At 39.9% G+C, this 12,477-nt stretch carries 10 protein-coding genes and 1 tRNA gene; 7 read left to right on the top strand and 4 right to left on the bottom strand.

The window, feature by feature from the left end:
* Positions 1-84: 84 nt before the first annotated feature.
* Positions 85-1,341 (top strand): D-alanyl-D-alanine carboxypeptidase PBP3, encoded by a 1,257-nt coding sequence (gene pbp3 / locus NSQ79_RS00525; RefSeq protein WP_002886347.1) that lies wholly within the window; start codon positions 85-87, stop codon positions 1,339-1,341.
* A gap of 128 nt (positions 1,342-1,469) precedes the next feature.
* Here pbp3 and NSQ79_RS00520 read toward each other — a convergent pair whose 3' ends face one another.
* Together NSQ79_RS00520 and NSQ79_RS00515 are read right to left on the bottom strand one after the other, a co-directional pair.
* Entirely contained in the window at positions 1,470-3,920 is a 2,451-nt protein-coding gene (locus NSQ79_RS00520) for an ATP-dependent Clp protease ATP-binding subunit (protein ID WP_049529353.1), read from the bottom strand.
* Entirely contained in the window at positions 3,921-4,376 is a 456-nt protein-coding gene (locus NSQ79_RS00515) for a CtsR family transcriptional regulator (RefSeq protein WP_014633783.1), read from the bottom strand.
* A gap of 281 nt (positions 4,377-4,657) precedes the next feature.
* On the opposite strand from NSQ79_RS00515, the gene NSQ79_RS00510 reads away from it, so the two are divergent.
* Positions 4,658-5,128, top strand: a complete 471-nt coding sequence (locus tag NSQ79_RS00510; protein WP_004182164.1) for a small multi-drug export protein — start codon at positions 4,658-4,660, stop codon at positions 5,126-5,128.
* 106 nt (positions 5,129-5,234) lie between these two features.
* On the opposite strand, the gene tsf is transcribed toward NSQ79_RS00510, so the two are convergent.
* Both tsf and rpsB read right to left on the bottom strand, forming a co-directional pair.
* Complete coding sequence (gene tsf / locus NSQ79_RS00505) at positions 5,235-6,275, bottom strand: translation elongation factor Ts (RefSeq protein ID WP_002886343.1); 1,041 nt, start codon at positions 6,273-6,275, stop codon at positions 5,235-5,237.
* A gap of 110 nt (positions 6,276-6,385) precedes the next feature.
* Positions 6,386-7,153, bottom strand: a complete 768-nt coding sequence (gene rpsB, locus NSQ79_RS00500) for a 30S ribosomal protein S2 (protein WP_002886342.1) — start codon at positions 7,151-7,153, stop codon at positions 6,386-6,388.
* A gap of 272 nt (positions 7,154-7,425) precedes the next feature.
* On the opposite strand from rpsB, the gene ahpC reads away from it, so the two are divergent.
* The 5 genes from ahpC (at position 7,426) to NSQ79_RS00475 (ending at position 12,466) form a co-directional block, all read left to right on the top strand.
* A complete protein-coding gene (gene ahpC / locus NSQ79_RS00495; RefSeq protein WP_049529352.1) occupies positions 7,426-7,986 on the top strand; it encodes an alkyl hydroperoxide reductase subunit C in 561 nt (186 codons plus the stop codon).
* 16 nt (positions 7,987-8,002) lie between these two features.
* Entirely contained in the window at positions 8,003-9,535 is a 1,533-nt protein-coding gene (gene ahpF, locus NSQ79_RS00490; protein ID WP_049529351.1) for an alkyl hydroperoxide reductase subunit F, read from the top strand.
* Positions 9,536-9,708: 173 nt separating this feature from the next.
* A complete protein-coding gene (locus NSQ79_RS00485) occupies positions 9,709-11,193 on the top strand; it encodes an IS1182 family transposase (protein WP_049529386.1) in 1,485 nt (494 codons plus the stop codon).
* 81 nt (positions 11,194-11,274) lie between these two features.
* Positions 11,275-11,345, top strand: a tRNA-Cys gene (locus tag NSQ79_RS00480).
* 134 nt (positions 11,346-11,479) lie between these two features.
* Positions 11,480-12,466, top strand: coding sequence for an IS30 family transposase (locus tag NSQ79_RS00475; RefSeq protein WP_339313689.1), 987 nt, complete (start codon positions 11,480-11,482; stop codon positions 12,464-12,466).
* Positions 12,467-12,477: the final 11 nt, after the last annotated feature.

Here is a 12,477-nt window from a genome sequence, read left to right as displayed (position 1 = left end):
GTAAGTAAAAGCTCCTTCTCAACACCTTAAGTTCCTCTCAAAATGTGGTATAATAAATATCCAAAACACATGAAGGAACAAACCATGAAAAAACTGATTACGCTTATGATGACCTTCTTACTCTGTCTGGGAAGCGTAGCCCCTGCTTTTGCAGCAGATAAGAAAAAAGGATATAATGCCGCAGCCAAACATGCCATCGCTGTCGAAGCTAATACTGGCAAAATTTTATACGAAAAAGATGCAACCACCTCTACGGGGATTGGCTCTATTACCAAGCTTCTAACAGCCTATATGGTTTATAAAGCGGTAGATCAGGGAGACCTCAAGTGGAACAGCAAAGTTGACATTTCTGACTACCCCTTTGAACTAACTGTCAGTACCGGAGTATCTAATATTCCACTAGACGCCCGCAAATACACTGTCAAACAACTTCTTGACGCAACTCTTATTTCCAGTGCCAACAGTGCATCTATTGCTCTAGCCGAGGAAATCGGAGGAACCGAAAGTAAGTTTGTCGACATGATGAAAGCCCAACTTAAAGATTGGGGTATCACTGATGCCAAGATTGTCAATGCCTCTGGTCTCAATAATTCTTACTTAGGTGACAATATCTATCCAGGCTCTAAATCAGACGAAGAAAATACCATGAGTGCTAAAGATGTTGCTATCATTGCACAACACGTAGTGAAAGAATATCCTGAAATTCTCGATATCACTAAAAAAACTGAAGCTGATTTTGATGGTGTCAACAAACTCAAAACCTTCAACTATATGCTCAAGGGACAACCTAGTTACCGTAAAGGAGTGGATGGCCTAAAAACAGGGACCACTGATTTAGCCGGTGCTTCCTTCGTGGCCCACTCAAATGAAAGTGGCATGAGCATTATCACAGTCATTTTGAATGCTGATAATACCGATACTGATGACTACGCCCGTTTCACTGCAACCAATGACCTACTTAATTACGTAGTCTATCATTGGGAAAGCAAGACCATTGCCAAAAAAGGACAAGCCATCGGTAAAAGCCAAGCCCCTGTCCTTGATGGGAAATCTAAGCAAGTCACTGCTGTTGCTAAGTCTGACTTTAATATCATCCAAAAAATAGATGCTAACAATAGTAAACATATTAAAGTTACTACAAATCAAGTCCAAGCCCCTGTCAACTCAAGTGACAAGGTTGGAACTGCTACCTTTGAAGATAAGTCACTTGTAGGAGAAGGTTACTTGCCTAACCAAGGTATGCCTAGCATGGAACTGGTTGCTGGTAAAGAAGTTAAGAAAAGCTTCTTCCTCAAGGTCTGGTGGAATCACTTTGTCAACTTTGTCAACGAAAAACTCTAATTATTACAGTCGAGCTTTGCTCGGCTTTTTCTTTTACCCCATCTTTACAGAAAGATTGACTCTATCTTGACTCCTATTGACACAAAAAAAGACAGACTACACCTGTAATCTGTCTATTTGTTTGATTTTTACACTACTGTAAAGGTTAATTTATCTTTCGAGCAGCCGATTTTAAGAGTTTGTCCACTAACTACTTGACCACCTAGTAAGAGCTCAGATAACTTGTCCTCCACTTGAGTTTGAATCGTGCGACGTAATGGACGAGCACCCATCTCAACATCATAGCCATCTTTAGCTAAATGCTTGAGAGCAGCTGGTTGGAATTTCAAGTCAATCCCTTTTTCAGCCAAAGCTGATACCAACGGTTTCATCATAATCTTGACAATCTCACGAAGTTGCTCTTCCTCTAGACTATGGAAGACAACCTTCTCATCAATACGGTTGATAAACTCTGGACGGTAGGCCTTCTTAAGTTCTTCCATGATACGTGACTGCATTGCTTGGTGATTATGAGAAATATCTTGAGCACCAAATCCAATAGTCTTATCATCACGAAGAGCAGTCGCTCCCAAGTTCGAAGTCATAATGATAATGGTATTTGAGAAATCGACTTTACGACCTCGACTATCCGTCAAGACACCATCATCCAAAACCTGTAAGAGGATGTTGAAAATATCTGGGTGAGCCTTTTCCACCTCGTCAAAGAGGAGAACTGAGTAAGGCTTATTGCGAACTTTCTCTGTTAATTCACCACCCTCATCATATCCAACATAACCTGGAGGAGCACCATTAAGGCGGCTAGCCGCAAATTTTTCCATGTATTCTGACATGTCAAAGCGAAGCAAAGCTGACTCATCATCAAAGAGAACTTCCGCCAAAGCCTTGGCCAACTCTGTCTTACCAACACCAGTAGGTCCAAGGAACATGAAGGAACCAATCGGACGTTTTCCAGTACGAATACCTGACTGGTTACGACGAATAGCACGACTAATCGCTGAAACTGCTTCGTCTTGACCAATAACACGTTTATGAAGCTCTGCTTCCAGATTCAAGTAACGCTTGCTATCTGCCTGAGTCATCTTCTCAACAGGAATACCTGATAGACGACTAAGGGTTTGCATAATCTGATCTGCATCTACCAAGGCAGGTTCTGGTAATTTTGCTTTTTGGCTAGCTTTATATTGTTTAACAGCAGCCTTCATATCACCAGATAGAAGCGCTTCATCCAAAGGCGTTATCTCACGTTTGGCTTCTTTTTTGATACGACCTTGAACAGTTGCACTCGCTTCATCTAAAAGATCAATGGCAGAGTCAGGCAAGTTTTTACTCGTCAAATAACGGTGGGCTGCCTTGACTGCTGTCTCAACCGCCTCATCAGTAATCGTTACACGATGATAGTCTTCATAAGACGAACGTAGGCCTTTTAGAATATCAATCGCCTCAGGTACACTTGGCTCCTCAATTGTAATCTTAGCAAAACGGCGAGAAAGAGCTGCATCTTTCTCAATATGCTTCTGGTACTCAGCTTGAGTAGTTGCTCCAACCATATGAAGAGTTCCACGTGCTAGAGCGGGTTTCAAAATATTCGCCGCATCTAAGGTGCTATCAATACCTGAACCAGAACCAATAATCGTATGCAATTCGTCAATAAAAAGAATGATTTTTCCATCAGCTTCAATCTCATCAATGATCTGATTCATACGTTCTTCGAAATCGCCACGGAAACGTGTTCCTGCAACCACACTCATCATATCAAGCTCTAAGATACGCATATCAGCCAACTCAAAAGGTACTTCGCCTGAAGCAATACGCTGTGCTAAGCCAAGCGCAAGTGCCGTCTTACCAACACCTGCTTCACCCACAAGAACTGGGTTATTCTTCGTTTTACGACTCAAAACCTGAATCATGCGTGAAATTTCTTTCTCACGTCCGATAACAGGATCAAGAGCACCTGACTCGGCTACTGCCGTTAAGTCCTTGGTATAATCTGACAGTTCCCCAGTAGAAGATTGAGGAGGCTGCATCATATTAGCAAAATTTCCTGATGCCTTTGATTTTTTAGGCTTACGAAGGTCATGAATGGCCTTCAAATCTTGCTTACTAAGACCTGCGTAACGCTCCAAAGAACGTCGTAAATCGATAATGCGAGGCTTATCGCTGTCATCCTTATATTGAAAACCAGCAACTTCAAGGAGACGACAAACCATCAAATCCTTATGAAGAAGGAAGGCCATCAATACATGTTCAGACCCTACCTCTACAGCACCAGTCACACTAGCAATTCCCTCTGCCTCTTGCAACATAACCTCTAAAGCATGTGACTGTGCACGTAAATCGATAATATCGGATTCAGACAAGTCTTTTGGACTTTTCTCCATCGCTAGTACAGTGGCTGTCTCAATCTCTTCCGCACGAATACGGTCCTCAAAATCAGTAAATGTTAGGTAGGCTACAGATCCTGGAACCTCAACCATAGCCAGAAGCACATGCCAAGTCTCCAAGAAAGGACTTCCAAAACGCTCTGCCTCAAGCTGAGCACGATGGAAAATGGCCTGCATTTTTCTTGAATATGTCGTCATCTAATTTCCTTTTCTATCCAATCTAAGTAATAGCGAGCGTAGAATACGCGAACGAATAGCAGCCGCATCTTCGCCTAAAACATCATCACTAGCAGTTGCTAAAATCAAATTTCCCTCACGTTCAGTGATGATTTTTTCATCAAAAAGCAACTGAATCAAGTCTGTAAATACCTGCTCGCTGAGCTGATCTGCCAAGTTCTGAAGCAAATCATTAATCATGTGGTGCTTGTCGGAGAATCTGACCTTGACGATACGAATATAACCGCCACCTCCACGTTTACTCTCAACAATATAACCACGACTTTCTGTAAAACGAGTCTTAATAACATAGTTAATCTGACTCGGTACAACTTGAAAAGTATCTGCTAAGTTCGAGCGTTGAATCTCAGCAATTCCAGACTGGCCCAGCAATTCTTTAATATATTCTTCTATACTATCTGATGTATTTCTTGCCATCTTAATTCCTCCAGTCTAATTTGACTATAACTGACTATTATTATACCAAAAATGTCAGCTCATGGGAAACTATACCCTCAAAAAGCTTTTTAAAGTTGTCATTAGAGACCATATAAGATACAATAAATAAGACTGAAATATTAGGTAACTTAAGGTGTTTGATTCAAATTTTCTATCCACTTTAACAGGCTGAGACCCACCTAATCCAATAAGTACTTTTTAGCACTTTCGCAGTAGTATTAGTCTTATCTCTTATTTTATTTCCCTATGAAAGGTTACTCATGAAATACATCATTGCACTCTTAATCTCTATGATTCCTTTAGTTGAGCTCCGTGGAGCCGTACCTGTTGCTATCGCCTCAGGTATTCCTTGGTGGCAAGCCCTAATTCTTTGTGTCATTGGGAACATGATTCCAGTCCCAATTATCTTTTTCTTCGCCCGCCGTGTTCTCGAATGGGGGGCAGACAAACCTCTAATTGGTGGTTTCTTTACCTGGTGTCTTAAAAAAGGTCACAGTGGTGGCCAAAAACTTGAAAAAGCTGCCGGAGATAAGGGTGTCTTCTGGGCCCTTCTCCTTTTTGTGGGAATTCCGCTTCCAGGAACAGGAGCTTGGACTGGTACCCTAGCAGCATCTATCCTAGATTGGGACTTTAAACGTAGTGTTATTGCTGTTATGCTTGGGGTTATCCTTGCAGGTATCATCATGGGAACACTCTCTCTTCTACTTGGTGTAAATACCTTCGCTCATTAATTACTTTTTCAACGTCTGGGGCATACTCAGACGTTTTTTAATAGCAACAAAAAAGAAGCTACGATTCATTCACGTAACTTCTTTTCTTTTTATCTAGTAACTAGAATTAGTTGTTAAGAGCTGCTGCCATTGTAGCTGCAACTTCTGATTCAAAGTCGTTAGATGCTTTTTCGATACCTTCACCAACTTCAAAGCGAACGAATTCTACTACTGAAGCGTTTACTGATTCAAGGTAAGCTTCAACTGTTTTGCTGTCGTCCATGATGTAAACTTGAGCAAGAAGTGTGTATGCTTGGTCAACTTTAGTGTTGTCAAGCAAGAAGCGGTCCATTTTACCTGGGATGATTTTATCCCAGATTTTTTCTGGTTTACCTTCAGCAGCCAACTCAGCTTTGATATCTTCTTCAGCTTGAGCAAGAACAGCATCAGTCAATTGAGCTTTAGAACCATATTTAAGGTGTGGAAGAGCTGGTTTGTTAACCATAGCACGGCTTTCGTTATCTTGATCGATAGCGTGGTTAAGTTGTGCCAATTCATCTTTAACAAATTGTTCGTCCAATTCAGTGTATGAAAGAACAGTTGGTTTCATCGCTGCGATGTGCATTGAGATTTGTTTTGCAAGAGCATCATCTCCACCTTCGATAACTGAAACAACACCGATACGTCCACCGTTGTGTTGGTAAGCTCCGAAGTGTTGTGCATCAGTTTTCTCAACAACTGCAAAACGACGGAATGAAATCTTTTCACCGATAGTAGCTGTAGCAGTTACGTATGCAGCTTCAAGAGTTTCACCTGAAGGCATAGTCAATGCAAGTGCTTCTTCGTTGTTAGCTGGTTTACCCTCAGCAATTACTTTAGCTGTTTCGTTTACCAATTCAACGAATTGAGCGTTCTTCGCAACGAAGTCAGTTTCAGCATTAACTTCAACAACTGCTGCAACGTTACCGTTAACGTAAACACCAGTCAAACCTTCAGCTGCAACACGGTCAGCTTTCTTAGCTGCTTTAGCCATACCTTTTTCGCGAAGCAATTCAATTGCTTTTTCGATATCACCTTCAACTTCAACCAATGCTTTTTTAGCGTCCATGACACCAGCACCAGATTTTTCACGCAATTCTTTAACAAGTTTAGCTGTAATTTCTGCCATTTTGTTTTTCTCCAAATTTATTTTATCAAACTAAGGGGCAGGGCTGAGCCCCGCCCCTTAGGTGTTTGTCGTATCTTTAGTGGGCATTGAGCCCAAACCAATCTTAAAGATTAGTTGTTGTCACCTTCGACAACTTCAACGATTTCTTCGATTGAATCAGCTGCAGCTGCTTCTTGGAAATCTGCAGAAGCATCTTCACCTTGGTTACCTTCGATGATAGCATCAGCCATTTTTGAAGTGATCAATTTAACGGCACGGATAGCGTCATCGTTAGCTGGGATGATTACATCAATCTCATCTGGATCAGCGTTTGTATCAACCATCGCTACAACTGGGATACCAAGTTTTTTAGCTTCTTTAACAGCGATTTGTTCTTTGTGTGGGTCAACGATGTAGATTACATCTGGAATGCGAGGCATATCTTCGATACCACCCAAGAATTTTTCAAGACGTGCACGTTGTTTGTTAAGAAGTGCAACTTCTTTCTTAGGAAGAACTTCGAAAGTTCCATCAGCTTCCATTTGTTTGATTTCTTTCAAACGAGCGATACGTTTTTGGATAGTATCCCAGTTTGTAAGAGTACCACCCAACCAACGGTGGTTGATGTAGTATTGACCAGCACGAGTTGCTTCTTCAGCTACTGCTTCAGCTGCTTGTTTTTTAGTACCAACGAACAAGATTACTGCATCGTTAGCTGCTGCTTCACGAACGAATTCGTAAGCTGTATCAGCCATTTTTACAGTTTGTTGCAAGTCGATAACGTGGATTCCGTTACGTTCTGTGAAGATGTACTTAGCCATCTTAGGATTCCAGCGACGAGTTTGGTGACCGAAGTGAACACCAGCCTCAAGAAGTTGTTTCATTGAAATTACTGCCATGAGCATTTCTCCTTAAAAATTGTTTTTTCCTCTTCTAAGCTTTAGACTTGCAGTCCCACCCTGCGGCAACAAGACCACAATCGGCTTAGAATGAGTATTTGTCACTTTACGCAACTATAGTAGTTTATCAAAAAAAGTGACATTTGACAAGCTATAAAATCAGTCTGACCATTAGAAAAAATTCACCCTTATTAAAATTGCAATCGTTTTCTTTGAGGTTGATAAGTATTTTGTTTATAATTAGGCTATCAAAAATAGAGGAGGACATTATTTTGTCATTAGTCGGAAAAGAAATTATTGAATTTTCAGCACAAGCTTACCACAACGGGGAATTCATTACTGTTACAGATAAAGATGTTAAAGGAAAATGGGCTGTTTTCTGCTTCTACCCTGCAGATTTTTCATTTGTCTGCCCAACTGAACTCGGTGACCTTCAAGAACAATATGAAGCTCTTAAATCTCTTGGTGTAGAGGTTTACTCTGTCTCTACTGACACTCACTTTGTTCACAAAGCTTGGCATGATGACTCAGATGTTGTTGGAACTATTACTTATCCTATGATTGGAGATCCTTCACACCACATCTCACAAGGCTTTGATGTTCTTGGGCAAGATGGTCTCGCACAACGTGGTACATTTATCATTGATCCAGATGGCGTTATCCAAATGATGGAAATCAACGCTGATGGTATTGGACGTGATGCAAGCACTCTTATTGATAAAGTCCGTGCTGCTCAATATATTCGTCAACATCCAGGTGAAGTTTGTCCAGCCAAATGGAAAGAAGGAGCTGAAACACTTACTCCTAGCTTAGATCTTGTAGGTAAAATTTAACAACCAGGGGGTATCCATGGTCTTAGATAAAGAAATCAAGACGCAATTAGCACAATATTTAAATTTACTAGAATCTGATATTGTATTACAAACAGATTTAGGGGATGACGATAATTCTCGAAAAGTGAAGGAATTTCTAGACGAGATTGCCGCTATGTCTGACCGCATTAGTCTTGAATCAACACATTTAAAACGTCAACCTAGTTTTGGTATTGCACAAAAAGGGCAAAAAAGTCGTGTTATTTTCTCAGGCTTACCAATGGGCCACGAATTCACATCTTTCATCTTAGCTCTCTTGCAAGTTTCTGGTCGTCCACCTAAAGTTGATGAGGACACTATCGAACGTATCAAGAAGATTGATAAACCCATCAATTTAGAAACTTATGTTTCATTAACATGTCACAATTGTCCGGACGTTGTTCAAGCCTTTAATATAATGGCTGTTTTGAACCCAAATATCACTCACACCATGATTGAAGGTGGTATGTATCAGGATGAGGTCAAAGCCAAAGGTATCATGTCTGTTCCTACGGTTTACAAAGACCAAGAAGAATTTACATCTGGTCGTGCAACCATTGAACAGCTTGTAGAAAAATTGGACGGACCACTTGATGCTGATGCTTTCGCTGATAAAGGTGTCTATGATGTTTTGGTTATTGGTGGTGGTCCTGCTGGAAACAGTGCGGCCATCTATGCTGCCCGTAAAGGTTTAAAAACTGGTCTTTTAGCAGAAACCTTTGGTGGACAAGTTATCGAGACAGTCGGTATTGAGAACATGATTGGTACGCTATATACAGAAGGTCCTAAGTTAATGGCCCAAGTTGAAGAGCATACGAAATCTTATGATGTTGATATCATCAAAAGTCAATTAGCTACTGGCATCGAAAAGAAAGAACTTATTGAAGTGACACTGGCTAACGGTGCCGTTTTAAAATCCAAAACTGCTATCCTAGCTCTCGGAGCCAAATGGCGTAATATCAACGTTCCTGGCGAGGAAGAATTCCGCAATAAAGGGGTTACTTACTGCCCACACTGTGATGGTCCACTATTTGAAGGAAAGAATGTTGCAGTTATCGGTGGTGGTAACTCAGGTTTGGAAGCGGCTTTAGATTTAGCAGGCATTACTAAATATGTTACAGTCTTAGAGTTCTTACCTGAATTAAAGGCAGATCAAGTCTTACAAGAACGAGCTGCTAAAACTGATAATCTCACCATTCTTAAGAACGTTGCAACCAAAGAAATTGTTGGTCAAGATCATGTAACTGGTTTGAATTACGTTGAGCGTGATACAAACGCAGAAAAACATCTTGATCTTGAAGGTGTCTTTGTTCAAATTGGTCTTGTACCAAGTACTGCTTGGCTCAAAGATAGTGGTATTGAACTCAATGAGCGCCAAGAAATTATCGTTGATAAATTTGGTTCAACAAATATCCCTGGTATTTTTGCTGCAGGTGACTGTACAGATAGCGCCTACAAGCAAATCATTATCTCCATGGGTTCTGGTGCTACAGCTGCTATTGGAGCCTTTGATTACTTGATTAGACAATAATCAACACTTGCGTGTTAGTAATCTATCTTCAACAGTTATAATTAATATAAAGAGGTTGAATGTCTTTCAACCTCTCAGATTGAAGACAAAGTCCTCAGAAGTTATACTTCTGGGGATTTTTCTTGCTTTGAAGGAGTATAATAAAAGAAAAAGGTATTTGATGAGGTGTTCCTATGTTTCACAAAGAAAATCCTGAATACAATCGACGTCAAGTAGGATTCTATACGCTTGATGAACTTGTGCCTAAAGACCATTTTCTAAGAAAAGTCGAGGAAACGATTGATTTCTCTTTTATTTATGATCTTGTCGAAGATAGTTATTCCTCGGATAATGGTCGCCCTAGTCTAGACCCTGTTTTATTAGTTAAAATTCCGTTGATTCAATGTTTTTATGGCATTCGTTCTATGCGCCAAACCATTAAAGATATTGAGGTGAATACGGCTTACCGTTGGTTTCTTGGCTTATCTCTGGACGATAAGGTGCCTCATTTTACAACTTACGGTAAGAACTATAGCCGACGCTTTGAAAACAAGGAAGTGTTAGCACACATTTTTAGTCATGTGCTTCATCATGTTTTGGAAGCAGGGCTCATTGATCCCTCAGAAATCTTCATTGATGGGACCCATATCAAGGCAGCTGCTAATAATCATAAGTACAAAACTGTTGTTATTGATCAAAAAGCTAAATTCATGAGTGAACAACTGGAGATTGAGATTAATTTAGATAGGAAAAAACACGCAAAAAAGTTCTTAAAGCCCGCCAAAAAAGGCGAGGCTAAACCTAAGAAACAATCAACGACAGACCCAGACAGTGGTTGGTTTCATAAGGGGGAACATAAGGAAGTCTTCGCTTACAATGCTCAAGTAGCTTGTGATAAACACGGCTGGGCCTTAGCTTATACGGTTGAAGCAGGAAACATCCATGATAGTCAGGCTTTCTCTGCTCTTTTTGTCAAACTAGAACCATTCTCACCTGAATTCATTATTGCGGATTCAGGCTATAAAACACCTAGTATTGCCAAGTTTCTTCTAGAAAAAGGGATTACACCAGTTTTCCCTTACACTAGACCAAGAGGTAAGAAAGATTTTTTACGTCCAAAAGACTTTGTCTATGACGAGCATTTTGATTGTTATCTTTGTCCAGAGAACCATGTATTAACTTATCGTACAACCACACGTGAAGGTTATCGAGAGTATAAAAGTAATCCTAAAATTTGTAAGACCTGTCCCTTGTTAGCGATTTGTACTGAAAGTCGCCAGCACCAAAAAGTTGTTGTGCGTCATATTTGGAAAGATGCCCTAGAAGTCTGTGAAGATATTCGCCATCAAAGTGGTATGAAAGAACGGTATCAACACCGGAAAGAAACGATAGAACGGTTATTCGGAACAGCTAAAGAATATCATAACTTACGTTATACCAGAGAAAAAGGAAAGTCCAAAATGGAAGCTAAGGTTGGGCTTACTTTAGCGTGTCTAAATATCAAAAAATTGGTAAAAATGATGACAGGAAAGACCTATAATTTTACCCAAATATCTCAATATTATTGGATTATAGGAGAATTAGGTAAGAATATAAAAAAGACAAACATCAAAAACGATGTTTGTCTTCATTCTGAGAGGTTGAATGTCTTTCAACCTCTTTATGTTTCTTGTAAATAGGCAGTTTGAACAAACAACCCGTCAATTTGATGAAAGAGACTTGACGAATCTTTTTTTTTTCGATAGAATGGTATCTGTTATGGCGGTATAGCCAAGTGGTAAGGCACGGCTCTGCAAAAGCTTGATCGTCGGTTCAAATCCGTCTACCGCCTTCATAATACGAAGACACCTTAGGGTGTCTTTTTTCATTATTGCATCTTGAATATACAATATAAGTGCACAATAAAAACTCATAAGATTTTCTAGTAAAATAGAATTGAACGAACTAGTTACGAAAGGAAATCTTATGAGCTACCATCATTTTACCATAGACGAGCGTGAAAGTATTCTCATTTACCGTACGCAAGGCCTAAATTTTTCTCAAATTGCTAAGTTACTTCATCGTCATCCATCTAGTATTAGTCGTGAGTGGAAGCGCCATACAAAATCAGGAGCTTATTCTCCAAGTCATGCACAGGAATCGTACCATAATGCCAAATCACACTGTGGACGAAAACGTATGCTTGAAATAGATCACAATTTAAGCAATACCGTCAAACATCTATTTCTCGATTACCAATGGTCTCCTGAAGAAATAGAAGGTCGGTTGCGAATAGAGTATGGAAAAACTGTTATTAGTTATCAAACAATCTATAGAGCCATTTACAGAGGTCATTTTGATGATAACTCACTATCTCATGGTGCTCGTGGTGTCATTCGTAAACTTCGTCATCGTGGGAAAACACGTCATACTAAAGGTCATGTTGAAAATAGAGGGAAAATATCCATTTCTCATACAATTCACGAAAGACCAGAAGAAGCTAATAATCGAACTAGAATAGGAGATTGGGAAGCCGATACTGTTGCAGGTAAAACTGGAAAAGCTTGTTTAGTTACTCTAACAGACCGTTATTCTCGTTTTCTAAAAATCAAAAAGGTAGCTGTTAAGAAAAGCAAGTTGGTAATAGAAGCTATGGTAAAACTGTTAGAACCCTTGACGAAGTATACAGTAACTCCTGATAGAGGGAAAGAATTCACCTATCATCAGAAATTGAGTGATCAATTGAACATTGAAGTCTATTTTCCTGACCCTCATGCTCCATGGCAACGAGGAACCAATGAGAACACGAATGGATTACTTAGAGAATATTTTCCAAAGGGTAGTGATCTAACATTGGTTGATGATCAGACTATTCAGCTATGGGAGAACAAACTTAATAATAGGCCACGAAAATGTCTTAACTGGAAAACACCTTATGAAGTATTCTATGGGGAAAGTATGCACTTAATTTGACAATTCAAGAT

This window comes from Streptococcus sp. FSL W7-1342 (genome assembly GCF_037966635.1).
Lineage (GTDB): Bacteria > Bacillota > Bacilli > Lactobacillales > Streptococcaceae > Streptococcus > Streptococcus salivarius_D.
This window is presented reverse-complemented; position numbering and strand designations above follow the sequence as displayed.